This window comes from Asanoa siamensis (genome assembly GCF_016862555.1).
In the GTDB taxonomy this organism is placed as follows: domain Bacteria; phylum Actinomycetota; class Actinomycetes; order Mycobacteriales; family Micromonosporaceae; genus Asanoa; species Asanoa siamensis.
On record NZ_BONE01000015.1, the window covers coordinates 1 to 25,959 of the forward strand.

At 68.6% G+C, this 25,959-nt stretch carries 28 protein-coding genes and 2 pseudogenes; 26 read left to right on the plus strand and 4 right to left on the minus strand.

The window, feature by feature from the left end; genetic code table 11:
• Window positions 1-110: 110 nt before the first annotated feature.
• Complete coding sequence (locus Asi02nite_RS11865) at window positions 111-497, minus strand: GntR family transcriptional regulator (protein WP_203712530.1); 387 nt, start codon at window positions 495-497, stop codon at window positions 111-113.
• On the minus strand, window positions 494-1,270 hold the full coding sequence (locus Asi02nite_RS11870; protein ID WP_203712531.1) for a hypothetical protein: 777 nt from the start codon (window positions 1,268-1,270) through the stop codon (window positions 494-496). The genes Asi02nite_RS11865 and Asi02nite_RS11870 overlap by 4 nt, the downstream gene beginning before the upstream one ends.
• A 113-nt stretch (window positions 1,271-1,383) precedes the next feature.
• On the opposite strand from Asi02nite_RS11870, the gene Asi02nite_RS11875 reads away from it, so the two are divergent.
• From Asi02nite_RS11875 to Asi02nite_RS11900, 6 genes are all read left to right on the plus strand, one after another.
• A complete protein-coding gene (locus Asi02nite_RS11875; RefSeq protein ID WP_203712532.1) occupies window positions 1,384-2,103 on the plus strand; it encodes an ATP-binding cassette domain-containing protein in 720 nt (239 codons plus the stop codon).
• A 2-nt stretch (window positions 2,104-2,105) separates the two neighbouring features.
• Window positions 2,106-2,768: a hypothetical protein gene (locus Asi02nite_RS11880; protein ID WP_203712533.1), complete on the plus strand. Its 663-nt coding sequence runs from the start codon at window positions 2,106-2,108 to the stop codon at window positions 2,766-2,768.
• Between the two features lie 251 nt (window positions 2,769-3,019).
• Window positions 3,020-3,574 carry a 50S ribosomal protein L10 gene (gene rplJ / locus Asi02nite_RS11885; RefSeq protein ID WP_203712535.1) on the plus strand — a complete coding sequence of 185 codons (555 nt, stop codon included), beginning with the start codon at window positions 3,020-3,022 and terminating at the stop codon, window positions 3,572-3,574.
• A 44-nt stretch (window positions 3,575-3,618) separates the two neighbouring features.
• The gene (rplL, locus tag Asi02nite_RS11890) at window positions 3,619-4,005 is read left to right on the plus strand and encodes a 50S ribosomal protein L7/L12 (RefSeq protein WP_203712537.1); all 387 of its coding nucleotides are present in this window, start codon (window positions 3,619-3,621) and stop codon (window positions 4,003-4,005) included.
• 446 nt (window positions 4,006-4,451) lie between these two features.
• Window positions 4,452-7,883, plus strand: a complete 3,432-nt coding sequence (rpoB, locus tag Asi02nite_RS11895; protein WP_203712538.1) for a DNA-directed RNA polymerase subunit beta — start codon at window positions 4,452-4,454, stop codon at window positions 7,881-7,883.
• A gap of 77 nt (window positions 7,884-7,960) precedes the next feature.
• A complete protein-coding gene (locus Asi02nite_RS11900) occupies window positions 7,961-11,848 on the plus strand; it encodes a DNA-directed RNA polymerase subunit beta' (protein ID WP_203712539.1) in 3,888 nt (1,295 codons plus the stop codon).
• Between the two features lie 61 nt (window positions 11,849-11,909).
• On the opposite strand, the gene Asi02nite_RS11905 is transcribed toward Asi02nite_RS11900, so the two are convergent.
• Window positions 11,910-12,482: a dihydrofolate reductase family protein gene (locus tag Asi02nite_RS11905; protein WP_239126661.1), complete on the minus strand. Its 573-nt coding sequence runs from the start codon at window positions 12,480-12,482 to the stop codon at window positions 11,910-11,912.
• 92 nt (window positions 12,483-12,574) lie between these two features.
• Window positions 12,575-13,277: pseudogene (locus Asi02nite_RS42725) on the minus strand (APH(3') family aminoglycoside O-phosphotransferase).
• Window positions 13,278-13,281: 4 nt separating this feature from the next.
• On the opposite strand from Asi02nite_RS42725, the gene Asi02nite_RS11915 reads away from it, so the two are divergent.
• The 20 genes and pseudogenes from Asi02nite_RS11915 to rplE all read left to right on the plus strand — a co-directional run bounded on the left by Asi02nite_RS11915 (window position 13,282) and on the right by rplE (window position 25,957).
• A complete protein-coding gene (locus Asi02nite_RS11915) occupies window positions 13,282-13,626 on the plus strand; it encodes a hypothetical protein (protein ID WP_203712541.1) in 345 nt (114 codons plus the stop codon).
• A 72-nt stretch (window positions 13,627-13,698) separates the two neighbouring features.
• A complete protein-coding gene (locus tag Asi02nite_RS11920; RefSeq protein WP_239126662.1) occupies window positions 13,699-14,184 on the plus strand; it encodes a hypothetical protein in 486 nt (161 codons plus the stop codon).
• A gap of 395 nt (window positions 14,185-14,579) precedes the next feature.
• On the plus strand, window positions 14,580-14,954 hold the full coding sequence (rpsL, locus tag Asi02nite_RS11925) for a 30S ribosomal protein S12 (protein ID WP_014440718.1): 375 nt from the start codon (window positions 14,580-14,582) through the stop codon (window positions 14,952-14,954).
• 1 nt (window position 14,955) lies between these two features.
• Window positions 14,956-15,429: a 30S ribosomal protein S7 gene (gene rpsG / locus Asi02nite_RS11930; RefSeq protein WP_203700023.1), complete on the plus strand. Its 474-nt coding sequence runs from the start codon at window positions 14,956-14,958 to the stop codon at window positions 15,427-15,429.
• Between the two features lie 33 nt (window positions 15,430-15,462).
• Entirely contained in the window at window positions 15,463-17,559 is a 2,097-nt protein-coding gene (gene fusA / locus Asi02nite_RS11935) for an elongation factor G (RefSeq protein WP_203712542.1), read from the plus strand.
• Window positions 17,560-17,673: 114 nt separating this feature from the next.
• Window positions 17,674-18,867, plus strand: coding sequence for an elongation factor Tu (gene tuf, locus Asi02nite_RS11940; RefSeq protein WP_203712543.1), 1,194 nt, complete (start codon window positions 17,674-17,676; stop codon window positions 18,865-18,867).
• Window positions 18,868-19,125: 258 nt separating this feature from the next.
• Window positions 19,126-19,434 (plus strand): 30S ribosomal protein S10, encoded by a 309-nt coding sequence (gene rpsJ, locus Asi02nite_RS11945; protein WP_007073037.1) that lies wholly within the window; start codon window positions 19,126-19,128, stop codon window positions 19,432-19,434.
• A gap of 12 nt (window positions 19,435-19,446) precedes the next feature.
• Window positions 19,447-20,109 carry a 50S ribosomal protein L3 gene (gene rplC / locus Asi02nite_RS11950; RefSeq protein ID WP_203712544.1) on the plus strand — a complete coding sequence of 221 codons (663 nt, stop codon included), beginning with the start codon at window positions 19,447-19,449 and terminating at the stop codon, window positions 20,107-20,109.
• A complete protein-coding gene (gene rplD / locus Asi02nite_RS11955; RefSeq protein WP_203712545.1) occupies window positions 20,106-20,753 on the plus strand; it encodes a 50S ribosomal protein L4 in 648 nt (215 codons plus the stop codon). The genes rplC and rplD overlap by 4 nt, the downstream gene beginning before the upstream one ends.
• Window positions 20,753-21,055, plus strand: a complete 303-nt coding sequence (gene rplW / locus Asi02nite_RS11960) for a 50S ribosomal protein L23 (RefSeq protein ID WP_203700028.1) — start codon at window positions 20,753-20,755, stop codon at window positions 21,053-21,055. The genes rplD and rplW overlap by 1 nt, the downstream gene beginning before the upstream one ends.
• Window positions 21,056-21,067: 12 nt before the next feature.
• Window positions 21,068-21,907, plus strand: coding sequence for a 50S ribosomal protein L2 (rplB, locus tag Asi02nite_RS11965; protein ID WP_203700029.1), 840 nt, complete (start codon window positions 21,068-21,070; stop codon window positions 21,905-21,907).
• 6 nt (window positions 21,908-21,913) lie between these two features.
• Entirely contained in the window at window positions 21,914-22,195 is a 282-nt protein-coding gene (gene rpsS, locus Asi02nite_RS11970) for a 30S ribosomal protein S19 (protein WP_046567212.1), read from the plus strand.
• A 35-nt stretch (window positions 22,196-22,230) separates the two neighbouring features.
• A pseudogene (gene rplV, locus Asi02nite_RS11975) lies at window positions 22,231-22,647 on the plus strand (50S ribosomal protein L22); the annotation flags it as partial.
• Between the two features lie 176 nt (window positions 22,648-22,823).
• On the plus strand, window positions 22,824-23,702 hold the full coding sequence (rpsC, locus tag Asi02nite_RS11980; protein WP_203712549.1) for a 30S ribosomal protein S3: 879 nt from the start codon (window positions 22,824-22,826) through the stop codon (window positions 23,700-23,702).
• Window positions 23,703-23,707: 5 nt separating this feature from the next.
• On the plus strand, window positions 23,708-24,133 hold the full coding sequence (gene rplP / locus Asi02nite_RS11985; RefSeq protein WP_089244873.1) for a 50S ribosomal protein L16: 426 nt from the start codon (window positions 23,708-23,710) through the stop codon (window positions 24,131-24,133).
• Complete coding sequence (gene rpmC / locus Asi02nite_RS11990; RefSeq protein ID WP_203712551.1) at window positions 24,133-24,366, plus strand: 50S ribosomal protein L29; 234 nt, start codon at window positions 24,133-24,135, stop codon at window positions 24,364-24,366. The genes rplP and rpmC overlap by 1 nt, the downstream gene beginning before the upstream one ends.
• On the plus strand, window positions 24,366-24,641 hold the full coding sequence (rpsQ, locus tag Asi02nite_RS11995; protein ID WP_203712553.1) for a 30S ribosomal protein S17: 276 nt from the start codon (window positions 24,366-24,368) through the stop codon (window positions 24,639-24,641). The genes rpmC and rpsQ overlap by 1 nt, the downstream gene beginning before the upstream one ends.
• A 64-nt stretch (window positions 24,642-24,705) precedes the next feature.
• Entirely contained in the window at window positions 24,706-25,074 is a 369-nt protein-coding gene (rplN, locus tag Asi02nite_RS12000; protein ID WP_089244879.1) for a 50S ribosomal protein L14, read from the plus strand.
• Window positions 25,071-25,391, plus strand: coding sequence for a 50S ribosomal protein L24 (gene rplX / locus Asi02nite_RS12005; protein WP_203712610.1), 321 nt, complete (start codon window positions 25,071-25,073; stop codon window positions 25,389-25,391). Before rplN ends, rplX begins: the two co-directional genes overlap by 4 nt.
• Window positions 25,391-25,957 (plus strand): 50S ribosomal protein L5, encoded by a 567-nt coding sequence (gene rplE / locus Asi02nite_RS12010; RefSeq protein WP_203712555.1) that lies wholly within the window; start codon window positions 25,391-25,393, stop codon window positions 25,955-25,957. Before rplX ends, rplE begins: the two co-directional genes overlap by 1 nt.
• Window positions 25,958-25,959 lie beyond the last annotated feature (2 nt).

Here is a 25,959-nt window from a genome sequence, read left to right on the forward strand (position 1 = left end):
GTCGACAACAGCCGTGTGGCAATGCCTCTTTGTCGGTTGTTGCGCTTCGAGGGTCGGTCGTGGGTTGTGGATCCGGTCGAGCACGTCGCCGGTTCTCGCCCTGGCCGTGGTTATCGGCGGGGCAGGGCCGTTGTGAAGGCTGTGCTGACCGCGGCCAGGGCCTCGTCGTGGGTTACGCCTAGGCGGCGCATTGTGGTGGCGAAGTCTTCCGCGTGTTGGCGGAGGACGTCGGCGCGGCGTTTGCCGTGGTGCGGGGCCACCCTTGTGCCGCCGCCGCGGCGGGTTTCCAGGTGGCCCGTTGCCTCCAGTTCCTGGTAGGCGCGGGCTACCGTGCCGGTCGCCAGGCCCAGGTCAGCCGCCAGTTGGCGGACCGGGGGCAGGCGCGTGCCGGCCGTGAGCGAGCCCGTGCTGACCAGGTCGGCGATCTGGTCGCGGATCTGGACGTACGGCGGCACCGGTTGATCCGAGTCCACTGTGATCAGTGGTTCCGTGGTCATCGGGTCGGCACCAGCGCGCCCACGACGCGGTTGGTCGGGGCCGACGGGGGCAGCACCAGCCGGGTCGCGTAGTACGCGAACGAAGCCAGCGCCACCAGCATCAGCCCGACCAGCCACCGCCGGGCGTCCAACGCGACCGGCTCGTCGCAGACGCCCGCCTGCCCCAGGACCGAGTGGGTGAACCAGGCCGCGCCGCCCAGTGCCACCGCTACCAGCACGCCCAGGGCCGACACGACGCCGCTCGCGGTCGTCCGGCGGTACGCGTCGCCCGCCGCACCGTCGACGGGTCGGGTCGGGAGGCGGCGCAGGGCGATGACGGCGACCACCGCGGCGACGAGCAGCGTGCTGCCGATCGTGATCGCGTAGAACCAACCCGGCCACGGGCCCTGCTGGGCGACCCCGCCGGACACGCAGCCGATGTGCCGGCCGTCGTTCGGGTGGTTGGGCATCAGGTCCGAGTGCTTGTGCGGCGTCGACGCCGGGCCCGTCACGCCGAGCAGCCCACCCAGCGCGACCGTCAACAGCACCACACCGGCCGCGGGCGCCGCCGGCACCAGATCCAGCGTCCGGCGCCGGACCAACCGCGCGGTCCGTACGCCGGCGCCGGCCGGGCGGGCGACCGTGCGGTCCGCCAGCACCAGGCCGCCGGCCAGCAGCGCGGCCAGGGCCGGCACCGCGAACGCGGGAGCGACGACGCCCCACGCGCCCAGGACGCAGGCCAGCAGCACGCCCCCGGTCAGGCCGGTCAATCGCATGAGTCGTCCCCGCGCCATGCCTCTCCCTCCTCCGCCACTTGTATCGGCTGATTGTGACAAGCGACGCGACTTGTATCAAGGCCTTGGTGCAAGGGTTCCGTTTCCCCGTCCCGCGTGGGAGAGTCAGCCGCGTGCGGCTGGACGGGGTTTCGTACCGCTACGGGCGGCGTGGGGCGTGGGTGCTGCGGGACGTCTCGGTCGACCTGCCGCCCGGCGGCACGGGCGTCGTGCTCGGGCGCAACGGCGTCGGCAAGTCCACGCTGCTCCAACTCGTCGCCGGTGTCCTGCGGCCCAGCGCGGGCGAGATCCGCGAGCGTCCCGGGCCCGTCGGCTGGGTCCCCGAGCGCTTCCCCGCCGACCAACCGTTCACGGTGCACGGCTACCTGACCGCGATGGCCCGGCTGCACCCCATGACGGACCCGGTGGACACCTGGATCGACCGCCTCGGCCTGACCGCCTACCGCCGCACCCGCCTGGGTGATCTCTCCAAGGGCACCGCGCAGAAGGTCGGCCTCGCCCAGGCGCTGATCCCGCGGCCGAAGCTGCTGGTCCTCGACGAGCCGTGGGAGGGCCTCGACGCCGCCGCCCGGGAACTCGTGCCCGAGATCGTCGAAGAGGTGACCGCCGCCGGCGGCATCGTGCTCGTCAGCGACCACCGCGGCGAGACCGGCCGGCTGCCCGGCGCCATCACCTGGACGGTCGCCGACGGCACCGTGACCCAGGGCGACGTCGCGCAGGCCCACGCCGTCATCGAGATCGCGGTGCCCGCGGCCGAGGCGGAGGCGACCGCGGCCGACCTGCGGGCTGCGGGCCACGACGTGATCGCCGTGCGTACGAAGGCGGTGGTCTGAGCATGTCCGCCCTGGTCCGGATGCGGTTGACCGCCTTCGTCCGCGGCGGCCGCGCCCTGCCCGGCCTGCTCGGCACCCTGGTAATGGTCGGCATCATCTACGGCGGTGGCCGGTCCGACGCGGCCGAGGCGTACGGCTTCTCCGCCGTGGCCCTCTTCCCGGTGGTCGCCTGGCAGGCGAAGCTGCTGCTGGACACCGAGCCCGACGTCCAGCGCCGGCTCGCTGTCACCGCCGTCGGCCCGCACCGCGAACTCGCCGCCGGCCTGCTCGCGGCCGCCGCGGTCGGCGCCGGCACCGTCGCGTTCGCGATGATCCTGCCCTGGCTGTTCGGCGCGATCACCGGCCCGGCCGGCATCGCGCCCGGCCTCTGGGCGCACGCCGCGAGCCTGGTCGCCGCCGTCGGCCTCGGCGCCCTCGCGAGCCGGGCGGTGACAAGATCGACGTTGTACGGCATCGCCGTCCTCGTCACCGGCTCGGTCCTGGCGATCGTGCTGGGCCTCGACGGCTCGGTCGTGCCGTGGCTCGCGCCACCCCTGATGGCCGCCGCCCGCCGCCTGGCCGACCATCCGGACAGCGCCTCCCTCGTGACCCTGTCCGCGCACGCCCTGCTCTGGACCGCCGTGGTGATCGCCGGCTACGCCCGGATGCGGCGCACGCGCAGCTGACCGCCGTACCGGAAGCGGATTTGGCAGCGAGCTGTCGCGTCGCGTAACCTAGCGGCGAAGTTCCACCAAAGACCGCTGGTCATCGTGCCGTGAGGCGCGATCGAAGGCCCTGGCTCATCGGGCGGCCCGCGCAGGTTGGACGGTTCGTGAGTCAGCGACCATGTCGCCTCCCGCCCCGTGCGCCCTGCGCCGGGGCGTTTCCATTGCCGGAGCCGAGCACGACCAGCTTCGAGCATTGTGAAGGGAGGGACATGGCGGACAAGCCGGTTCGGGCCGACAAGGCCACGGCCGTCGCCGAGCTCACCGAGCAGTTCCGTAACTCGGGCGCCACCGTGCTGACCGAGTACCGGGGTCTGACGGTGTCGCAGCTGACCCAGCTGCGGCGCTCGCTCGGCAAGGAGGTCACGTACTCGGTCGCCAAGAACACGCTGGCCAAGCGTGCGGCGTCGGAGGCGGGCATCGACGGCCTCGAGCAGCTGTTCTCCGGTCCTACCGCGCTCACCTTCGTCTCCGGCGACGTCGTGGAAGCGGCGAAGAGCCTGCGCGAGTTCGCGAAGGCCAACCCGCTTCTCGTCATCAAGGGCGGCGTCTTCGAGGGCAAGGCGATCACGGCGGCTGAGGTCAACCGTCTCGCCGACCTCGAGTCCCGCGAGGTGCTGCTGGCCAAGCTGGCCGGCGGCATGAAGGCCAACCTGGCCAAGGCCGCGGCCCTGTTCCAGGCGCCGCTGTCGAAGACCGTCCGTACGGTCGCCGCTCTGCAGGACAAGCGCGAGCAGGAAGGCGCCCCGGCCGCCGACGCGGCCTGAGCGCACCACCGAGACCCACGATCTACCAAAAGAGGTTAGGAAACATGGCGAAGCTCAGCACCGACGAGCTGCTCGACGCGTTCAAGGAGATGACGCTGATCGAGCTCTCCGAGTTCGTGAAGCAGTTCGAGGAGACCTTCGACGTCAAGGCCGCCGCGCCCGTCGCGGTCGCGGCTGCCGGCCCGGCCGGCGGCGCCGCCGCCGAGGAGGCCGTCGAGCAGGACGAGTTCGACGTCATCCTCGACGCCGACGGTGGCAAGAAGATCCAGGTCATCAAGGTCGTGCGCGAGCTGACCGGCCTGGGCCTCAAGGAGGCCAAGGACCTCGTCGAGGCGGCCCCCAAGGCTGTCGTCGAAAAGGTCAACAAGGAGACCGCGGAGAAGGCCAAGGCCAAGCTCGAGGCCGAGGGCGCCAAGGTCACCCTCAAGTAATTCGCGTGTACGTCAACGGGCGGTGACCAGGACAGGTTGCCGCCCGTCGGCGTACCCTTAGGTCCGGATCAAGTTCAAAGACCTGGTCCGACCCGCGTCAGAACCCTTGACGCGGAGTGTGCTTACAGGCACGCTGACATCAGCAAGCAAGACCTTCCGCGCTTGCAACAGCCGCCGGTTGGGTATGGGACACCAAGCCCGATCGAGGTGGAGAAGACGCGTTCTGAGCGGCCAGGTGGCGCCCGTTTGGTGCCCCGGAGACACGCTCCGCGGACTTCTGCGCCATGGGCTGGACAGCGGTTAGCCGTTCGGCTACACTGCTAGTTTGCCGTGTCTTCCGTCTTTGACCCTGTCCGTAATGTCCAACTGGACGTTTGTGGGTAGGGCCCGTCGGACTGCACGAACAACGGCCGTATCAGCAACACCGGTCCTCGGAAGGACGCATCTTGGCAGCTTCCCGCCCTGCGAAGACCAGTCGTACGTCGAGCGCTTTCGCTCCCCGCCGAATTTCCTTCGGCCGGATCACCGAACACCTCGAGGTCCCCAACCTCCTCGCCATCCAGACCGAGTCGTTTGACTGGCTGGTCGGCAACGAGGCTTGGCAGGGCCGGTCGGCTGATGATCCGCACGCCCGCTCGGGTCTCGCAGAGATTCTCGATGAGATCAGTCCGATTGAAGACTTCTCTGGCACCATGTCCCTTTCCTTCTCCGCGCCCCGCTTCGACGAGGTCAAGGCCTCGATCGAAGAGTGCAAGGAGAAGGACCTGACCTACTGCGCGCCGCTCTTCGTGACCGCGGAGTTCACCAACAACACGACTGGCGAGATCAAGAGCCAGACCGTGTTCATGGGTGACTTCCCGATGATGACGCCCAAGGGCACGTTCATCATCAACGGCACCGAGCGGGTCGTGGTCAGCCAGCTCGTCCGGTCTCCGGGCGTCTATTTCGACAAGCAGCCGGACAAGACCTCCGACCGCGACCTCTCCAGCGTCAAGGTGATCCCGAGCCGGGGTGCCTGGCTGGAGTTCGACATCGACAAGCGCGACACCGTCGGCGTCCGCATCGACCGCAAGCGTCGGCAGGCGGTCACCGTCCTGCTGAAGGCGATCGGCTGGACCAACGAGCAGATCCGTGAGCGTTTCGGCTGGTCCGAGCTCATGATGACCACGCTCGAGAAGGACCACATCGCCGGCGTGGACGAGGCGCTCCTCGACATCTACCGCAAGCTGCGGCCGGGTGAGCCGCCGACGCGGGAGAACGCGCAGACCCTGCTCGACAACCTCTTCTTCAACCCGAAGCGGTACGACGTCGCCAAGGTCGGTCGATACAAGTTCAACAAGAAGCTCGAGCTCGACGTCCCGATCAACAAGGGCACGCTGACCGAGGACGACATCGTCGCCACCGTGGAATACCTCTGCCGGCTGCACGCCGGTGAGGAGGGCTACGAGGCCGACGACATCGACCACTTCGGCAACCGCCGCCTGCGGACGGTCGGCGAGCTGATCCAGAACCAGGTTCGGGTCGGCCTGTCCCGCATGGAGCGCGTCGTCCGCGAGCGGATGACCACCCAGGACGTCGAGGCGATCACGCCGCAGACCCTGATCAACATCCGCCCCGTCGTGGCGGCGATCAAGGAGTTCTTCGGCACGTCGCAGCTCTCGCAGTTCATGGACCAGACCAACCCGCTGGCGGGTCTCACCCACCGGCGCCGGCTGAGCGCGCTCGGCCCGGGTGGTCTGTCCCGTGAGCGCGCGGGCTTCGAGGTCCGTGACGTGCACCCGTCCCACTACGGCCGGATGTGCCCGATCGAGACGCCGGAAGGCCCGAACATCGGCCTGATCGGTGCGCTCTCGACGTTCGGACGGGTCAACCCGTTCGGCTTCATCGAGACGCCGTACCGCAAGGTCGAGGACGGCCGGGTCACCGACCAGATCGACTACCTGACCGCCGACGAGGAGGACCGTTTCGTCAAGGCGCAGGCCAACGCTGTGCTCAACAGCGACGGCACGTTCGCCGACGACCGGGTCCTGGTGCGTCGAAAGGGTGGTGAGGTCGACTTCGTGGCCGGCACCGCGGTCGACTACATGGACGTCTCGCCGCGGCAGATGACCTCGGTCGCCACCGCGATGATCCCGTTCCTCGAGCACGACGACGCCAACCGCGCGCTCATGGGCGCCAACATGCAGCGTCAGGCCGTGCCGCTGGTCAAGGCCGAGTCGCCGCTGGTCGGCACGGGCATGGAATACCGTGCCGCGGTCGACGCCGGCGACGTGGTCGTGGCCGAGGTCGGTGGCGTGGTCGAGGACCTGTGCGCCGACTACGTGACGGTGCACCAGGACGACGGCCACCGCCGTACGTACCTGCTGCACAAGTTCCGTCGGTCCAACTCCGGCTCCTGCGTCAACCAGAAGCCGGTGGTCTTCGAGGGCGACCGCGTCGAGGCCGGCCAGGTCATCGCCGACGGGCCGTGCACCGACGAGGGCGAGATGGCGCTCGGGCGCAACCTGCTCGTGGCGTTCATGCCCTGGGAGGGTCACAACTACGAAGACGCGATCATCCTGTCCCAGAAGCTGGTGCAGCAGGACACCCTCACCTCGATCCACATCGAGGAGCACGAGGTGGACGCCCGCGACACCAAGCTGGGGCCGGAGGAGATCACCCGCGACATCCCGAACGTCAGCGAGGAGATGCTCGCCGACCTCGACGAGCGGGGGATCATCCGGATCGGCGCCGAGGTCGTCACCGGCGACATCCTGGTCGGCAAGGTCACGCCGAAGGGCGAGACCGAGCTGACCCCGGAGGAGCGGCTGCTCCGCGCGATCTTCGGTGAGAAGGCGCGTGAGGTCCGGGACACCTCGCTGAAGGTTCCGCACGGCGAGACCGGCACGGTCATCGGCGTCCGCACCTTCTCGCGCGAGGACGGCGACGAGCTGCCCCCGGGCGTCAACGAGCTGGTCCGCGTCTACGTGGCCCAGAAGCGCAAGATCCAGGACGGCGACAAGCTCGCCGGCCGCCACGGCAACAAGGGCGTCATCTCCAAGATCCTGCCCGTCGAGGACATGCCGTTCCTCGAGGACGGGACGCCGGTCGACATCGTGCTCAACCCGCTCGGTGTGCCGAGCCGGATGAACATCGGCCAGGTCCTGGAGACCCACCTCGGTTGGGTCGCCAAGACCGGTTGGAAGATCGACGGCGACGACGCCAAGTGGAAGAGCGCGCTGAAGTCCATCGGTGCCGGTGAGTCCGTGCCGGACACCAACGTGGCCACGCCGGTCTTCGACGGTGCCAAGGAAGAGGAGATCACCGGGCTGCTCAGCAGCACCCTGCCCAACCGGGACGGAGTGCAGCTGGTCGGTGGCTCGGGCAAGGCGCAGCTGTTCGACGGCCGGTCCGGCGAGCCGCTGCCCGACCCGATCGCGGTCGGATACATCTACATCCTGAAGCTGAACCACCTGGTCGACGACAAGATCCACGCTCGGTCGACCGGCCCGTACTCGATGATCACGCAGCAGCCGCTGGGTGGTAAGGCGCAGTTCGGTGGCCAGCGGTTCGGCGAGATGGAGTGCTGGGCGATGCAGGCCTACGGCGCGGCGTACGCGTTGCAGGAGCTGCTCACGATCAAGTCCGACGACGTCCTGGGCCGCGTCAAGGTCTACGAGGCGATCGTCAAGGGCGAGAACATCCCGGAGCCGGGCATCCCGGAGTCGTTCAAGGTGCTGCTCAAGGAGCTGCAGTCGCTGTGCCTCAACGTCGAGGTGCTCTCCAGCGACGGCGTCGCCCTCGAGATGCGCGAGACCGACGACGAGGTGTTCCGCGCCGCGGAGGAACTCGGCATCGACCTGTCCCGGCGTGAGCCGAGCAGCGTCGAGGAAGTGTGAGTTGGGGGCCGGGACCGCGAGGTCCCGGCCGCCCCGCCCGGTAGGTAAAGAGCAACGACAGACTCGAGGGACATAAATTGCTCGACGTCAACTTCTTCGACGAGCTGCGCATTGGCCTGGCAACGGCTGACGACATCCGTCAGTGGTCGCACGGCGAGGTCAAGAAGCCCGAGACGATCAACTACCGCACCCTGAAGCCGGAAAAGGACGGGCTCTTCTGCGAGAAGATCTTCGGTCCTCAGCGGGACTGGGAGTGCTACTGCGGTAAGTACAAGCGTGTCCGGTTCAAGGGCATCATCTGTGAGCGCTGCGGCGTCGAGGTGACCCGGTCCAAGGTGCGGCGCGAGCGGATGGGCCACATCGAGCTCGCCGCCTCCGTGACGCACATCTGGTACTTCAAGGGTGTGCCGAGCCGCCTCGGCTACCTGCTCGACCTGGCGCCCAAGGACCTCGAGAAGATCATCTACTTCGCGTCCTACGTTGTCACCAGCGTGGACACCGAGGCCCGCCACCGCGACCTTTCCACCATCGAGAACGAGATCCTCGCCGAGAAGCGGCAGTCCGAGAACAGCCGGGACTCCGCGGTCGAGGGTCGCGCCGCCAAGCTCGAGGCCGACCTGGCCGAGCTCGAGGCCGAGGGTGCCAAGGCCGACGTGCGTCGCAAGGTCAAGGAGGGCGGAGAGCGCGAGATGCGCCAGATCCGCGACCGGGCGCAGCGCGAGATCGACCGCCTCGACGAGGTGCTCGACACCTTCCGCAAGCTCGACTCCAAGCAGCTGGTCACCGACGAGCTGCTCTACCGCGAGCTGCGCGACCGCTTCGGTGAATATTTCACGGGCGGCATGGGTGCCGAGGCCATCAAGGCCCTGCTCGAGAACATGGACCTGGACGCCGAGGCCGACCTGCTGCGCGAGATCATCCGCAGCGGCAAGGGCCAGCGGAAGATCCGTGCGCTCAAGCGGCTCAAGGTCGTCGCGGCGTTCCTCAACACCCGCAACTCGCCGCTCGGCATGGTGCTCGACTGCGTTCCGGTGATCCCGCCGGACCTGCGGCCGATGGTCCAGCTCGACGGTGGCCGGTTCGCCACCAGCGACCTGAACGACCTGTACCGCCGGGTGATCAACCGGAACAACCGGCTCAAGCGCCTGATCGACCTGGGCGCGCCCGAGATCATCGTCAACAACGAGAAGCGGATGCTGCAGGAGGCCGTCGACGCGCTGTTCGACAACGGCCGCCGCGGCCGGCCGGTCACCGGCCCGGGTAACCGCCCGCTGAAGTCGCTGTCCGACATGCTCAAGGGCAAGCAGGGCCGGTTCCGGCAGAACCTGCTCGGCAAGCGCGTCGACTACTCCGGCCGTTCGGTCATCGTCGTCGGCCCGCAGCTCAAGCTCCACCAGTGCGGCCTGCCCAAGCAGATGGCGCTCGAGCTGTTCAAGCCGTTCGTGATGAAGCGGCTCGTCGACCTCAACCACGCCCAGAACATCAAGTCCGCCAAGCGGATGGTCGAGCGCCAGCGCCCGGTCGTGTGGGACGTGCTGGAAGAGGTCATCGGCGAGCACCCGGTGCTGCTCAACCGCGCGCCGACGCTGCACCGCCTCGGCATCCAGGCCTTCGAGCCGCAGCTGGTCGAGGGCAAGGCGATCCAGATCCACCCGCTGGTCTGCACCGCCTTCAACGCCGACTTCGACGGTGACCAGATGGCGGTGCACGTGCCGCTGTCCGCCGAGGCCCAGGCCGAGGCGCGGATCCTGATGCTGTCGTCGAACAACATCCTCAAGCCGGCCGACGGCAAGCCCGTCACCATGCCCACCCAGGACATGGTCATCGGCCTCTACCACCTCACCCACTTCTCTCCGGAGGAGAAGGGCGCGGGCCGGGCGTTCAGCTCGGACGCCGAGGCGCGGATGGCGTTCGACAACGGCGAGCTGCACCTGCAGGCGCCGATCAAGGTCCGCCTCCAGAACGTCGTCGAGGTCGACAACGGCGCGGGCCAGCCCGCGTGGGAGGCGCCGGAGGAGTGGACGCAGGGTCAGCAGCTGACCGTCGACACCACCCTCGGCCGGATCCTGTTCAACGAGACCCTGCCCGCGGGCTACCGGTTCGTGAACTACGAGATCCGGCGGGGCCAGCTCTCGGCGATCGTCAACGACCTCGCCGAGCGGTTCCCGAAGGTGGCGCTGGCCGCGACCCTCGACGGGCTCAAGGAGGCCGGTTTCCACTGGGCCACCTGGTCCGGCGTGACGATCGGCATGGAGGACGTCATCCAGCCCCCGCGCAAGTGGGAGATCCTGGAGCGGTACGAGCGCGAGGCCGAGCAGATCGACAAGCAGTACCAGCGTGGTTTGATGACCGCGGAGGAGCGGCGTGGCGAGCTGATCGAGATCTGGACCAAGGCGACCAACGAGGTCGCCAAGGAGATGGAGACCGCGCTGCCGCAGGAGAACCCGCTGTGGAAGATGATCAACTCGGGTGCTCGCGGTAACCTCCTCCAGCTCCGGCAGATCGCCGCGATCCGTGGTCTGGTGGCCAACCCCAAGGGCGAGATCATCCCGCGGCCGATCAAGGCCTCGTACCGTGAGGGTCTGTCCGTGCTGGAGTACTTCATCTCCACGCACGGTGCCCGTAAGGGTCTGGCTGACACCGCCCTGCGTACCGCCGACTCGGGTTACCTGACCCGTCGTCTGGTGGACGTCTCGCAGGACGTGATCATCCGCGAGGAGGACTGCGGCACCGACCGGGCGATCACCATGCAGGTGGGCACCGCCGGCCCCGACGGCCTGATGGTCCACGAGCACGCCGAGACCGGTGTGCACGCGCGGACGCTGGCCGACGACATCAAGGGTGCCGACGGCTCGCTCGTGGTGGAGCGGGGCGCCGACCTCAACTCGATCATGGTCGACAAGCTCGTCGCCGCCGGTGTCGACACCGTGCGGGTGCGCAGCGTGCTGACCTGCGAGTCGAAGCTGGGCGTCTGCGCGGCCTGCTACGGCCGTTCGCTGCCGACCGGCAAGACCGTGGACGTCGGCGAGGCGGTCGGCATCATCGCCGCCCAGTCGATCGGTGAGCCGGGTACGCAGCTGACGATGCGAACCTTCCACACCGGTGGCGTCGCGGGTGAGGACATCACCCAGGGTCTGCCGCGTGTCCAGGAGATCTTCGAGGCCCGTGTCCCCAAGGGCAAGGCGCCGATCGCGGAGTCTCCGGGCCGCATCCGGATCGAGGACGGCGAGCGCTCGCGGAAGATCATCATCGTGCCGGACGACGGCAGCGACGAGATCGTCCACGACAAGGTGTCCCGCCGCGTCAAGCTCCGGGTCTCCGACGGTGGTCACGTCGAGGTGGGCGAGAAGCTCACCGAAGGCACCATCGACCCGCACGAGCTGCTCCGCATCCTCGGCCCGCGCGCGGTCCAGGTCCACCTGACCCACGAGGTCCAGGAGGTCTACCGCTCGCAGGGTGTGCTCATCCACGACAAGCACATCGAGATCATCATCCGCCAGATGCTCAAGCGGGTCACGGTGATCGACTCCGGCTCGACCGAGTTCCTGCCGGGTGTGCTGGTCGACCGGGCACTGTTCGAGTCGGAGAACCGCCGGCTGGTGTCCGAGGGTGGCGAGCCCGCGGCCGGTCGTCCGGTGCTCATGGGTATCACCAAGGCGTCGCTGGCCACGGACTCGTGGCTGTCGGCGGCCTCCTTCCAGGAGACGACCCGGGTGCTGACGGACGCGGCGATCCACGCCCGCAGCGACTCGCTGATCGGCCTGAAGGAGAACGTGATCATCGGAAAGCTCATCCCGGCGGGTACGGGCATCAGCAAGTACCGCAACGTCCGGGTCGAGCCGACCGAGGAGGCGAAGGCCAAGGTGTACTCGATGACCGGATACCCCGAGACCGACTACGGTTTCGGCCCGGCCAGCGGCCAGGCTGTTCCGCTCGACGACTTCGACTTCGGTTCCTACCGCTAGTCGCGGTCCGCACGACGGAAACGGGCGCTCTCCCTTCGGGGAGGGCGCCCGTTCCGTTTGCCTATCGCCGCACCCGGTAGCGCAGGTGGGTCGCCTCGGGAGTGTCGACGACCCGGACGATCTCGAGTTCGACCTCGGCCGGCAGCACGTCGAAGAGCCGGCGGCCCTGACCGAGCAGCACCGGGATCAGGTGGAGCTGGATCTCGTCGAGCACACCGGCGGCCAGCGCGCGCTGCGCCGTGTACGCGCCGTGGACCAGCACGTCCTTGTCACCGGCGGCCGCTCTGGCCTGGGCCATCGCGCTCTCGATGCCGTCCTGGACGTAAGTGACCAGCGGGTAGTTGGCGACCGTGGGACCGGGCGGCCGGTGGGTGGGCACGAAGATGGGCATGCCGTGGTGGGTGCCGCCCCAGTGGTCGGTGATCTCGGCGGTGCGCCGGCCGGCCACGACCGCGCCGGTCTCGTTGTAGAGGGCCATCAGCGCGCCGGCCGCGCCCTCGGTGCGGAAGGTCTCGCCGTCGGGCTTGAGGCCCCAGTGGTGCAGGCGGTTGCCGTCCTTCCCACCCAGCGCGTCGTTGGGGTCGGCGATGAAGCCGTCCACGGACATCGACATGAAGAGCACGGACGCTGCCAAGCGAACCTCCTCGAAATGCGGCGAGCATCGGGCAAGGTCGACACCACCTCCGGGTACGAGCCGGGCGTCGACGTCCTCGTCGGCTTTGTCGGTCAGTAGAACTCGTCCAGCAGGCGGTAGAACGCGATCCGCGCCGGATCCGGCGCGGGCAGGCCGTAGGCCGCCAGCAGCGCGGGGGACCAGCGGGCACCAAGGTTTCTCGTGGCGATCGCCAGGTCGTTGTGGCGGTCCGCGACGCCCAGGCGGCCGACGTCGAGCACCCCCGTCACGCGGCCGCGGTCGTCGAACAGGATGTTCGGTCGGCAGGGGTCACCGTGGCCGACGACCAGGTCCTCCGCGGCCCGCGGACGGGTGGCGTGCAGTTCCGCCAGCAGGCGCTCGGCCGACCAGCCGGCCCGGGCGGCGTCCAGGGCCTCGATGTCGACCCGGCCCGCGCGGGCGACACCCTCCGCCTCCGCGATCGTCACGGCCAACCGGCGGTCGAAGGGGCAGTCCGCCACCGGGAGCGCGTGCAGGTCGCGGAGCACGCCGCCGATCGCCGCGGAAGCCGGCGCGCCGGCCGGGTGACCCGGCCGGCGCCGCCGTGACCAGCTCGCCGGGGGAGTGGTCCAGCACCTCGGGGCACGGGAAGTTCTTGAGCCCCAGCCAGCGCAGCCTTTCGGCCTCGGCGGCGATCTCGGCCGGCGGGCCCTGCTTGCGGTACGCGTCGCGGCTTCGCCAGACCCGCGCCCCGGACTTGCCCGTGCGCACCGGGTGCCATTCCGTCACGCGCTCATGATGGGCGGATAGGGTCAGGTTCGTGCAACCCACGGAGGAGCTGCGGCATCCGTTCGATCCGGATCCCGTGCGGTCGACCAAGGCCGGCGCGGTGTTCGGGCTCGGGCTGCTCGCCGCCGTGACCGGGGTCTTCGTCGGCGGCATCGTGCCGGCCACCGTCGCGCTGCTGATCGTGCGGCAGGCGCGGCGCGAAGCGTACGCCTCCCGCGGTTTCCTGACCGGCAACATCTGGCTGCGCCGCGGCGAGCGGCTGGCCTGGGTCGGGATCATGCTCGCGGTGGCGACCATCGTCGTGCTCACCGTGATCGGCATCCTGACCTCGGCGAACCCGGCCGGCGTCCAGGATTTCGCGCCCGGCGTCGACTGACCGGCGAACCCGGGGTGAAACCTCGGCGAACTCCGCACCGGGCCGGGTGACCCGGCATGGCATGCTCGTGACGTGGCAGTGCAGGGCGGAGGCGGACCGCCGTACCCGGTGAACCAGCCGCGGCCCGTGTCGGTGCCGCCGCCCCCGGACGGGCAGCAGCGCGCCCGGCGCGTCGATCCGATCGCGGGCACGGCGTTCGGCGTCGTCCACCTGGAGGTGCCGCCGGCGACCTCGGGTCTGGCGATCGGCGCCCTGATCGCCGGCATCGCCTCGATCCTGGTGTCGTTCGTCGTGGTCTGCTTCGGGCTGCTGGGCGCCGAGGCCGGCTGGGGTGCCTGGGCAGCGGGCGCGTTCACCGTGTTGGCGGTGGCGGCCGGTGGGGCCGGTGTGGCGCTCGGCGTCCTCGGGAGGCGGCAGATCCGGCGGGTGGGCCTGGCCTCGTCGATGCGGTTCGAGGGCAAGGGCCTGGCTTCGGCCGGCCTCGTCTGCGGGATCCTCGGGCTGGCCATCGCCCTGATCGCGTTCGTCGCGGCGCTCACGCTGCAGGTCGCCGTGTAAGGGGTGATCCGGGCATAGCGCCTCCCTCGGCAGTCCCCCTGGGTAGCCGCTACAATTGACGGAGATAGAGGCCAACCGCGGGTGTCACAGGGGTTTTGACCTGCGCGCTCGCGATGGGTACTCTTTCCTTTCGTGCCCGGGCTCGCCCGGGCAATCCGTGCGTGCGCGCACCGTTCTGGCCAGGCAGCGACAAGCCGCCGAGTGCGTGAGCACGAACAAATGGCAGAAACCCCGGGCTCGCGTCAGCGCGCACGGGGACCGTGGAGGGGCCGACACGCCCGACCGCGGGTACCGGGAGCACCTGGCCCGGTCGGAGTGTTGGAGAACCGCCCGCCCGGGCGGTTGAGGCGACAGGCGCGGCCGCGAGGAAGCGGCCGAAGGGAGCGGAAAACCCGGTGCCAACCATTCAGCAGCTGGTCCGAAAGGGCCGGCAGGCGAAGACGAGCAAGACGAAGACCCCGGCGCTGAAGGGCAGCCCTCAGCGGCGCGGTGTGTGCACCCGCGTGTACACCACCACCCCGAAGAAGCCGAACTCGGCGCTGCGCAAGGTCGCCCGCGTCAAGCTCAGCAGCCAGATCGAGGTGACCGCCTACATCCCCGGCGTCGGCCACAACCTGCAGGAGCACTCGATCGTGCTCGTGCGTGGCGGCCGTGTGAAGGACCTTCCCGGCGTCCGTTACAAGATCGTGCGTGGCTCGCTCGACACCCAGGGTGTCCGCAACCGCAAGCAGGCCCGCAGCCGCTACGGCGCCAAGAAGGAGAAGAGCTGACATGCCGCGTAAGGGACCCGCTCCGCGCCGTCCGCTGGTCGCGGACCCGGTTTACAACTCCCCGCTGGTGACCCAGCTGGTCAACAAGATCCTGCTGCGCGGCAAGCGCCAGCTCGCCGAGCGCATCGTGTACGGCGCGCTCGAGGGCGCCCGTGAGAAGAGCGGCGGCACCGACCCCGTCGTCATCCTCAAGCGGGCGATGGACAACGTGAAGCCGGCCATCGAGGTGAAGAGCCGCCGTGTCGGTGGCGCCACCTACCAGGTGCCGATCGAGGTGCGCGCGCCCCGCCAGACCACGCTCGGTCTGCGCTGGCTGGTGCAGTACTCGAAGGCCCGCCGGGAGAAGACCATGGTCGAGCGCCTCATGAACGAGCTGCTCGACGCCAGCAACGGCCTCGGTGCCGCGGTGAAGCGACGCGAGGACACGCACAAGATGGCGGAGTCCAACAAGGCCTTCGCCCACTACCGGTGGTAACCACCACCCGAACGACGACGAAGAGGGATTGAAGTGGCCGCCGCAGACGCGCTCGCCAAGGTTCGCAACATCGGCATCATGGCGCACATCGACGCTGGTAAGACCACGACCACCGAGCGGATCCTGTTCTACACCGGCATCACGTACAAGATCGGTGAGGTCCACGAGGGCGCTGCCGTCATGGACTGGATGGAGCAGGAGCAGGAGCGGGGCATCACGATCACTTCCGCCGCCACCAAGTGCGAGTGGAAGGATCACACGATCCAGATCATCGACACGCCCGGCCACGTCGACTTCACGGTCGAGGTCGAGCGGTCGCTGCGGGTCCTCGACGGCGCGGTGGCCGTCTACGACGGCGTCGCCGGCGTGGAGCCCCAGACCGAGAACGTCTGGCGTCAGGCCGACAAGTACAACGTCCCGCGGATGTGCTTCGTCAACAAGCTCGACCGGACCGGTGCCGACTTCTTCCGCTGCGTGCAGATGATGATCGACCGGCTCAACGCGACCCCGTTGGTGCTGCAGATCCCGATCGGCAACGAGTCCGACTTCATCGGCGTCGTCGACCTGATCGGGATGCGCGCGCTGACCTGGCGTGGCGAGACCCAGAAGGGTGAGGACTACGCGGTCGAGGAGATCCCGGCCGACCTCGCCGACCAGGCCGCCGAGTGGCGCGAGAAGCTCATCGAGACTCTCGCCGACGTGGACGACACCATCACCGAGAAGTACCTCGAGGGTGAGGAGCTCACCGTCGAGGACATCAAGGCCGGCATCCGTCGCGCCACGATCGCGGGCAAGGCCAACCCGGTGCTCACCGGTTCGGCCTTCAAGAACAAGGGCGTCCAGCCCATGCTCGACGCGGTCGTCGACTACCTGCCCTCGCCGCTGGACGTGCCGGCGATCGAGGGTGTGGCCACCGACGGTGAGACCCCGATGCTGCGCAAGCCGTCGAACTCGGAGCCCTTCGCGGCTCTCGCGTTCAAGATCCAGACGGACAAGCACCTCGGCAAGCTCACCTACGTCCGGGTCTACTCGGGCACGATCGACTCCGGTTCTCCGGTCATCAACTCGACCAAGGACCGCAAGGAGCGCATCGGCAAGATCTACCAGATGCACGCCAACAAGCGTGAGGAGCGGGCGACCGCGCAGGCGGGTGACATCATCGCCGTGCAGGGTCTCAAGCAGACCACCACCGGCGACACCCTCTGCGACCCGGCCAACCCGGTCATCCTGGAGTCGATGACGTTCCCGGAGCCGGTCATCTCGGTGGCGATCGAGCCGAAGACCAAGTCCGACCAGGAGAAGCTGGGCACCGCGATCCAGCGCCTCGCCGAGGAGGACCCGACCTTCCGGGTCCGCAACGACGAGGAGACCGGCCAGACGGTCATCTCCGGCATGGGTGAGCTCCACCTCGACATCCTGGTCGACCGGATGCGGCGTGAGTTCAACGTCGAGGCCAACGTCGGCAAGCCGCAGGTGGCGTACCGCGAGACCATCCGCCGCAAGGTGGAGAAGATCGAGTACACCCACAAGAAGCAGACCGGTGGCTCCGGCCAGTACGCGCGGGTCATCGTCAGCCTCGAGCCGTTGCCGCTCGACAACGACGCCCCGACGTACGAGTTCGCCAACGCCGTCAGCGGTGGCCGCATCCCGAAGGAGTTCATCCCCTCCGTGGACGCGGGCGCCCAGGACGCCATGCAGTACGGCATCCTCGCCGGCTACCCGCTGGTGGGCCTCAAGCTGACCCTGCTCGACGGTCAGTACCACGAGGTCGACTCGTCGGAAATGGCGTTCAAGATCGCCGGTTCGATGGTGCTGAAGGAGGCGGCCCGCAAGGCCGACCCCGCGCTGCTCGAGCCGATGATGTCGGTCGAGGTCACGACGCCCGAGGAGAACATGGGCGACGTGATCGGCGACCTGAACAGCCGGCGCGGCATCATCCAGGCGATGGAGGAGCGCAGCGGCGCTCGCGTCGTCCGGGCCCTGGTGCCGCTCTCGGAGATGTTCGGCTACGTCGGCGACCTGCGGTCGAAGACCCAGGGCCGGGCCAGCTACAGCATGCAGTTCGACTCCTACGCCGAGGTTCCCGCGAACGTCGCGAAGGAGATCATCGCCAAGGCAACTGGCGAATAGCAGTTGTGCGGGTGCTGGGACTTCATCGTCCCAGCACCCACAAAGTGGACAGTGTCGTCGGTGCCGTAGGGTGCCGAGGACGCACGGAACAAGAAGTCCTTGAGGAGGACACCAGTGGCGAAGGCGAAGTTCGAGCGGACTAAGCCGCACGTCAACATCGGCACCATTGGTCACATCGACCACGGGAAGACGACGCTGACCGCGGCCATCACCAAGGTCCTGCACGACCGGTACCCGGACGTGAACCCCTACACGCCGTTCGACGAGATCGACAAGGCGCCGGAGGAGAAGGCCCGCGGTATCACGATCTCGATCGCGCACGTCGAGTACCAGACCGAGGCGCGGCACTACGCGCACGTCGACTGCCCCGGTCACGCCGACTACATCAAGAACATGATCACCGGTGCCGCGCAGATGGACGGCGCGATCCTGGTGGTCGCGGCGACCGACGGCCCGATGCCCCAGACCCGCGAGCACGTGCTGCTGGCTCGCCAGGTCGGCGTTCCCTACATCGTCGTGGCGCTCAACAAGAGCGACATGGTCGACGACGAGGAGCTGCTCGAGCTGGTCGAGCTCGAGGTCCGCGAGCTGCTCTCGGCTCAGGAGTACCCGGGCGACGACCTGCCGGTCGTGCGCGTCTCGGCGCTCAAGGCCCTCGAGGGTGACCCCGAGTGGACCGACAAGCTCATGGAGCTGATGAACGCGGTCGACACCGCGATCCCGCAGCCCGAGCGTGAGACCGAGAAGCCGTTCCTCATGCCCATCGAGGACGTCTTCACGATCACCGGTCGTGGCACGGTCGTGACGGGTCGCGCCGAGCGCGGCATCCTCAAGCCGAACGAGGAGGTGGAGATCGTCGGCATCCGCGAGAAGTCGATGAAGACGGTCTGCACCGGCATCGAGATGTTCCGCAAGCTGCTCGACGAGGCCCGTGCGGGTGAGAACGTCGGTCTGCTGCTGCGCGGCATCAAGCGCGAGGACGTCGAGCGCGGCATGGTCGTCGTCAAGCCGGGCACCTCGACCCCGCACACGGAGTTCGAGGCGACCGTCTACATCCTCTCCAAGGAGGAGGGCGGCCGGCACACCCCGTTCTTCCAGAACTACCGTCCGCAGTTCTACTTCCGGACCACGGACGTCACCGGCGTCGTCACGCTGCCTGAGGGCACCGAGATGGTCATGCCGGGCGACAACACCACGATGACCGTCAAGCTCATCCAGCCCATCGCCATGGACGAGAACCTCAAGTTCGCGATCCGTGAGGGTGGCCGGACGGTCGGCGCCGGTCGCGTCACGAAGATCATCAAGTAAATCAGGTAACCCCGATTAGACCTGCCGGAAGCGATACGGCATACTAGTCAGGTTGCGTACGCGACGGGTGGCTGTCGGCCCTCGGTTGACAGCCACCCTCGCGCGTGGCGCCCCATATTGGGACGCCCGATCCCCGAGAGACACCGCCGCGTTGCGGCGGAGCCTGGCCACAGGGCGCGACACGCCCGACCGCGGGGGTCGGAGGAGTGGGGCCAACCCACGACAAGAGCGGCATCGAGAGAAGGAACAGAAGCCACTATGGCGGGACAGAAGATCCGCATCCGGCTCAAGGCCTACGACCACGAGGTCGTCGACTCGTCGGCGCGCAAGATCGTCGAGACGGTGACCCGCACCGGGGCACAGGTCGCGGGCCCGGTGCCGCTGCCCACGGAGATCAACCGTTTCTGCGTCATCCGCTCGCCGCACAAGTACAAGGACTCGCGCGAGCACTTCGAGATGCGCACGCACAAGCGGCTGATCGACATCATCGACCCGACGCCGAAGACGGTCGACTCGCTGATGCGCCTCGACCTGCCGGCCGGTGTCGACATCGAGATCAAGCTGTAGGGACGCGAACTCATGGACAGGCAAGTGAAGGGCATCCTGGGCGCCAAGCTCGGCATGACCCAGGTCTGGGACAACAACCGTGTCGTCCCGGTCACCGTGGTCCAGGCCGGCCCCTGCGTCGTGACCCAGGTCCGCACCGGTGACAAGGACGGCTACTCGGCCGTGCAGCTCGCCTACGGCGCGATCGACCCGCGTAAGGCCAACAAGCCGAAGGCCGGTCACTACGCGAAGGCCGGTGTGGCGCCGCGGCGGCACATCGTCGAGCTGCGCACGACCGACGCGAGCGACTACGAGCTCGGCCAGGAAGTCACCGTCGACAGCTTCGCGCCCGGCGCGACGATCGACGTGACCGGCCGGACCAAGGGCAAGGGCTTCGCCGGCGTCATGAAGCGCCACGGCTTCCACGGCCTGCGCGCCAGCCACGGTGTCGAGCGCAAGCACCGCTCGCCCGGCTCGATCGGCGCCTGCGCGACCCCCGGTCGCGTCTTCAAGGGCGTCCGGATGGCCGGTCGCATGGGCGGTCGCCGCTTTACCGTGCAGAACCTGACGGTCCAGGCGGTCGACACCGAGAACAACCTGCTGCTCGTCAAGGGCGCCATCCCCGGCCCCAAGGGCGCGCTGATCCTGGTCCGCTCCGCGGCGAAGGTTCTGGCCACGAAGGGTGGTGCGAAGTGACCTCGGTCGACGTGATCACCGTCGACGGTGGCAAGAGCGGCTCGGTCGAGCTGCCCGCCGACATCTTCGACGTGCAGTCCAACATCCCGCTGATGCACCAGGTCGTGGTGGCCCAGCTGGCCGCGGCCCGTCAGGGCACGCACAAGGTCAAGACCCGGGGCGAGGTCCGCGGTGGCGGCAAGAAGCCCTACAAGCAGAAGGGCACCGGCCGCGCCCGGCAGGGCTCGCTGCGCGCACCGCAGTTCACCGGCGGTGGCGTGGTGCACGGCCCGGTCCCGCGTGACTACAGCCAGCGGACGCCCAAGAAGATGAAGGCCGCCGCCCTGCGTGGCGCCCTCTCCGACCGGGCCCGCGAGGGTCGCCTGCACGTGGTCGAGAGCTTCGTCGGCGCCGACACCCGGTCGACGAAGGCGGCTCTGACCACGCTGGCCAAGGTGACGACGGCCAAGCGGGTGCTCGTGGTGCTCTCCGAGACCGACGAGAACAACTGGCTCTCGCTGCGCAACGAGCCGCGGGTGCACCTGATCGAGGCCGGCCAGCTCAACACGTACGACGTGCTGGTCGCCGACGACGTGGTCTTCACGAAGGACGCCCTGGACGAGTTCCTGGGTGTGCCGGCGCAGGCCGCTCGGGAGGAGAACTGATGGCGACCATCGCGGATCCGCGCGACATCATCGTCGCGCCGATCGTCTCGGAGAAGAGCTACAGCGAGCTGAACCGCAACTGGTACACGTTCGAGGTGGCCACCGGCGCCAACAAGACGCAGATCAAGATCGCGATTCAGCAGATCTTCAACGTCCGCGTGCTGACCGTCAACACCCTCAACCGGGAGGGCAAGCGCAAGCGCACCCGTTCCGGCTGGGGCAAGCGCAAGGACACCAAGCGCGCGATGGTGAAGCTGGCCGAGGGCGACCGTATCGAGGCCTTCGGCGGCCCGGTCAGCTGAGGGGTATAGACAATGGCTATCCGTAAGTACAAGCCGACGACGCCGGGCCGCCGTGGCTCCAGCGTTGCCGACTTCGCTGAGATCACCCGGTCGACGCCGGAGAAGTCGCTGCTGGCCCCGCTGCCGAAGAAGGGCGGGCGCAACGCTCACGGCCGGATCACCACCCGGCACCAGGGCGGCGGCCACAAGCGGCAGTACCGGATCATCGACTTCAAGCGGGTCGACAAGGACGGTGTGCCGGCCAAGGTCGCGCACATCGAGTACGACCCGAACCGCACCGCGCGCATCGCGCTGCTGCACTACGCCGACGGCGAGAAGCGTTACATCATCGCGCCGAAGGACCTGAAGCAGGGCGACGCCGTGGAGTCCGGCCCCGGTGCCGACATCAAGCCCGGCAACAACCTGCCGCTGCGCAACATCCCCGTCGGCACCCAGGTGCACGGCGTGGAGCTGCGTCCCGGCGGTGGTGCCAAGCTGGCCCGCTCGGCCGGCGTGGGCATCCAGCTGCTCGGCCGCGAGGGCCAGTACGCGACGCTGCGGATGCCCTCGGGCGAGATCCGCCGGGTCGACGTGCGCTGCCGCGCGACCGTCGGCGAGATCGGCAACGCCGACCAGTCGAACATCAACTGGGGCAAGGCCGGCCGGATGCGCTGGAAGGGCAAGCGCCCGACCGTCCGTGGTGTCGCGATGAACCCGATCGACCACCCGCACGGTGGTGGTGAGGGCAAGACGTCCGGTGGTCGTCACCCGGTCAACCCGTGGGGCAAGCCCGAGGGCCGCACCCGCCGCAAGGGCCAGCCGAGCGACAAGCTGATCGTCCGCCGTCGTTACGCCAACCGGAAGCGGGGTTAACCGCAGATGCCACGCAGCCTGAAGAAGGGCCCGTTCGTCGACGACCACCTGATCAAGAAGGTGGAGACGCAGAACGACAAGGGTTCCAAGAACGTCATCAAGACCTGGTCGCGCCGTTCCACGATCATCCCGGAGATGCTCGGCCACACGATCGCCGTGCACGACGGCCGCAAGCACGTCCCGGTGTTCGTCACCGAGGCGATGGTCGGGCACAAGCTCGGCGAGTTCGCGCTGACCCGTACGTTCAAGGGTCACGAGAAGGACGACCGGAAGAGCCGCCGCCGCTGACGCGGTGCAGATAGAGGATCAGAGGGGTTACAGCGATGCCAGTCAAGGGCGACGCTCCGGCGCTTCCGGGCGCGCGGGCGGTTGCGCGTCACGTGCGCATCTCGCCGAACAAGGCGCGCCGAGTGGTCAACCTCGTCCGCGGTCTGCCCGCGAAAGAGGCGCTCACGGTGCTCCAGTTCGCTCCGCAGTCGGCGAGCGAGCAGGTCTACAAGGTGCTCGCCAGCGCGATCGCCAACGCGGAGAACAACGAGCGGCTGGACCCCGACGCGTTGCTCGTCAGCGAGGCGTTCGTCGACGAGGGGCCGACCATGAAGCGGTTCCGGCCGCGGGCCCAGGGCCGCGCGTACCGGATCCGCAAGCGCACCTGCCACATCACCGTGGCGGTCGAGGCGGTGGCTCCGGCCGCCCGCCCGGGCAAGAAGGCCGCGCCGGCGAAGAAGGCCGCCAAGGCCGCACCGGCGACGGAGGTCACCGAGGCCACCGCAGCCGAGGAGACGACCGAGGCCACCGCCGCTGAGCAGCCGGCGCCGGCCAAGAAGGCCGCCAAGAAGGCGACCAAGGCCACCAAGGCGACGCAGAGCAAGGCGACGGAGAAGGCGGACGAGACCGCCGAGGAAGGGACCGAGTAATGGGTCAGAAGGTTCACCCGCACGGGTTCCGGCTCGGCATCTCGACCGACTGGAAGTCCCGCTGGTACGCGGACAAGCTCTACAAGGACTACATCGCGGAGGACGTCAAGATCCGCCGCATGATGTCCAAGGGCCTGGAGCGCGCGGGCATTTCCAAGGTCGACATCGAGCGCACCCGCGACCGGGTCCGCGTCGACATCCACACCGCCCGGCCGGGCATCGTCATCGGCCGTAAGGGTGCGGAGGCCGACCGGATCCGCGGCGAGCTCGAGAAGCTCACCGGCAAGCAGGTGCAGCTCAACATCCTCGAGGTGAAGAGCCCCGAGTCCGACGCTCAGCTCGTCGCGCAGGGCGTGGCCGAGCAGCTGTCGAGCCGGGTCAGCTTCCGCCGGGCGATGCGCAAGGCCATGCAGTCGGCGATGAAGAACTCGGTCGTCAAGGGCATCCGGGTGCAGGTCTCCGGCCGCCTCGGCGGCGCCGAGATGAGCCGCACGGAGTTCTACCGTGAGGGTCGGGTCCCGCTGCACACGCTGCGCGCCAACATCGAGTACGGGTTCTTCGAGGCCCGCACGACGTTCGGCCGCATCGGCGTGAAGGTCTGGATCTACAAGGGCGACGCCGTTCCGGGTCGGGAGGCTCCGGCCGAGGCCGGCGCCCCGCGTCCGCGCCGCGAGCGCGGTGACCGTCCCGAGCGTCCGCGCCGCGGCCGGTCCGGCTCGTCCGGCACGACCGCCGGCGGCACCGAGGCGGGTCGCGCTGCGCAGCAGCAGGCCCAGGCCGAGCAGTCCGGTGCCGCTCCCGCCGCCGCGGAGCCCACCACGAACGACACCGCCAGCACGGCTCCGGCCGCGCCGGCGACTGAACAGCAGGAGGGCTGACCACCATGCTGATGCCGCGTAAGCCCCCGAAGGGCTTCCGCAAGCCGCACCACCCGGACCGCCACGGCGCGTCCAAGGGCGGCAACCGGGTGGTCTTCGGCGAGTTCGGAATCCAGGCGATCGAGTCGGCGTACCTCACCAACCGGCAGATCGAGGCGGCTCGTATCGCGATGACCCGCCACATCAAGCGTGGTGGCAAGGTCTGGATCACGGTGTTCCCGGACCAGGCGTTGACCAAGAAGCCGGCCGAAACCCGGATGGGTTCCGGTAAGGGTTCGCCCGAGTGGTGGGTCGCCAACATCAAGCCGGGTCGGGTCCTCTTCGAGATGTCCTTCCCGAACGAGCAGATCGCGCGAGAGGCGATGCGTCGCGCGATCCACAAGCTCCCGATGAAGTGCCGCATCGTGACGCGCGAAGTGGGTGAATCCTGATGGCAGCGGGCACGAAGGCCTCCGAGCTGCGTGAGCTCCCGGAAGAGGAGCTGATCTCGCTGCTCCGGGACGCCAAGGCGGAGCTGTTCAACCTCCGCGTGCAGTCGGCCACCGGTCAGCTGGACAACAACCGCCGGCTGCAGGTCATCCGTCGGGAGATCGCTCGGATCTACACGATCATGCGTGAGCGCGAGCTGGGGCTCTCGGCCGCGCCGACTGAGGTGACTGCGTGATGACTGAGAACACCACCGCCCCCGAGCGGGCCCGCCGCAAGACCCGTGAGGGTCTCGTGGTGAGCGACAAGATGGACAAGACCGTCGTGGTCGAGGTCGAGGACCGGGTCAAGCACCCGCTCTACGGCAAGGTCATGCGGCGTACGAGCAAGCTCAAGGTCCACGACGAGCAGAACTCCTGTGGCATCGGTGACCGGGTCATGATCATGGAGACCCGGCCGCTGTCCGCCACGAAGCGCTGGCGCGTCGTGGAGATCCTCGAGCGGGCCAAGTAAGCAAGCCGACCGGTTCTTCCAAGCTCCGGCAGCGCCGGAGGACTGGCAGACAGAGGAGATAGACGTGATTCAGCAAGAGTCGCGACTGCGTGTCGCCGACAACACGGGTGCGCGGGAGATCCTGTGCATCCGGGTGCTCGGTGGCTCGGGTCGGCGCTACGCGGGCATCGGCGACGTGATCGTCGCCACGGTCAAGGACGCCATCCCCGGCGCCGGTGTGAAGAAGGGCGACGTCGTCAAGGCGGTCGTCGTTCGCACCGCGAAGGAGAAGCGGCGCCCGGACGGCTCGTACATCCGCTTCGACGAGAACGCCGCCGTGATCATCAAGGATGGCGGCGACCCGCGCGGTACCCGTATCTTCGGCCCGGTCGGCCGTGAGCTGCGGGACAAGCGTTTCATGAAGATCATTTCGTTGGCACCGGAGGTGCTCTGACCATGAAGGTGAAGAAGGGCGACACGGTCGTCGTCATCGCCGGCAAGGACAAGGGCGCCAAGGGCAAGGTCATCCAGGCCATGCCGCGCCAGGACAAGGTCATTGTCGAGGGCGTCAACCGGGTCAAGAAGCACGAGCGCATCCAGACGACCCAGCGCGGCGCGAAGACCGGCGGCATCGTCACCCAGGAGGCCCCCATCCACGTCTCGAACGTGATGGTGTGCGACTCCGACGGCAAGCCGACCCGCGTCGGCTACCGGGTCGACGAGAACGGCGTCAAGGTGCGCATCGCACGCAGCACCGGTAAGGAACTCTGATGACCACCACAGCCGAGAAGACGCTGCCGCGCCTCAAGCAGCGCTACCGCGACGAGGTCGTGGGGCAGCTGCGGGAGCAGTACAACTACGCCAACCCGATGCAGATCCCGGGCCTGGTCAAGATCGTCGTCAACATGGGTGTCGGTGAGGCGGCCCGCGACGCGAAGCTGATCGACGGCGCCGTCCGTGACCTGACCACGATCACCGGCCAGAAGCCGCTGGTCCGCCGGGCCACCAAGTCCATCGCGCAGTTCAAGCTGCGCGAGGGCATGCCGATCGGCGCGAAGGTGACGCTGCGCGGTGACCGCATGTGGGAGTTCCTGGACCGGCTGCTCTCGATCGCCCTCCCGCGTATCCGTGACTTCCGCGGCCTCGACGCCCGCAAGCTCGACGGGAACGGCAACTACACGTTCGGGCTGACCGAGCAGTCGGTGTTCCACGAGATCGACCAGGACCGGATCGACCGCGTGCGGGGCATGGACATCACGGTGGTCACGACCGCGACGACTGACGACGAGGGCCGGGCGCTGCTCAAGCTCCTGGGCTTCCCGTTCAAGGAGAACTGAGC

Excerpts from the sequence above, each read along its gene's own strand:
- rpsS (WP_046567212.1), top strand. The coding sequence starts at position 21,914 with ATGCCACGCAGCCTGAAGAAGGGCCCGTTCGTCGACGACCACCTGATC.
- rpsG (WP_203700023.1), top strand. The coding sequence starts at position 14,956 with ATGCCGCGTAAGGGACCCGCTCCGCGCCGTCCGCTGGTCGCGGACCCG.
- rplL (WP_203712537.1), top strand. The coding sequence starts at position 3,619 with ATGGCGAAGCTCAGCACCGACGAGCTGCTCGACGCGTTCAAGGAGATG.
- rplC (WP_203712544.1), top strand. The coding sequence starts at position 19,447 with ATGGACAGGCAAGTGAAGGGCATCCTGGGCGCCAAGCTCGGCATGACC.
- rpmC (WP_203712551.1), top strand. The coding sequence starts at position 24,133 with ATGGCAGCGGGCACGAAGGCCTCCGAGCTGCGTGAGCTCCCGGAAGAG.
- rplE (WP_203712555.1), top strand. The coding sequence starts at position 25,391 with ATGACCACCACAGCCGAGAAGACGCTGCCGCGCCTCAAGCAGCGCTAC.
- rpsJ (WP_007073037.1), top strand. The coding sequence starts at position 19,126 with ATGGCGGGACAGAAGATCCGCATCCGGCTCAAGGCCTACGACCACGAG.
- Asi02nite_RS11870 (WP_203712531.1), bottom strand. The coding sequence starts at position 1,270 with ATGGCGCGGGGACGACTCATGCGATTGACCGGCCTGACCGGGGGCGTG.
- rpsC (WP_203712549.1), top strand. The coding sequence starts at position 22,824 with ATGGGTCAGAAGGTTCACCCGCACGGGTTCCGGCTCGGCATCTCGACC.
- rpsQ (WP_203712553.1), top strand. The coding sequence starts at position 24,366 with ATGACTGAGAACACCACCGCCCCCGAGCGGGCCCGCCGCAAGACCCGT.
- rplW (WP_203700028.1), top strand. The coding sequence starts at position 20,753 with ATGGCGACCATCGCGGATCCGCGCGACATCATCGTCGCGCCGATCGTC.
- rplP (WP_089244873.1), top strand. The coding sequence starts at position 23,708 with ATGCTGATGCCGCGTAAGCCCCCGAAGGGCTTCCGCAAGCCGCACCAC.
- rplB (WP_203700029.1), top strand. The coding sequence starts at position 21,068 with ATGGCTATCCGTAAGTACAAGCCGACGACGCCGGGCCGCCGTGGCTCC.
- Asi02nite_RS11865 (WP_203712530.1), bottom strand. The coding sequence starts at position 497 with ATGACCACGGAACCACTGATCACAGTGGACTCGGATCAACCGGTGCCG.
- Asi02nite_RS11880 (WP_203712533.1), top strand. The coding sequence starts at position 2,106 with ATGTCCGCCCTGGTCCGGATGCGGTTGACCGCCTTCGTCCGCGGCGGC.
- rplJ (WP_203712535.1), top strand. The coding sequence starts at position 3,020 with ATGGCGGACAAGCCGGTTCGGGCCGACAAGGCCACGGCCGTCGCCGAG.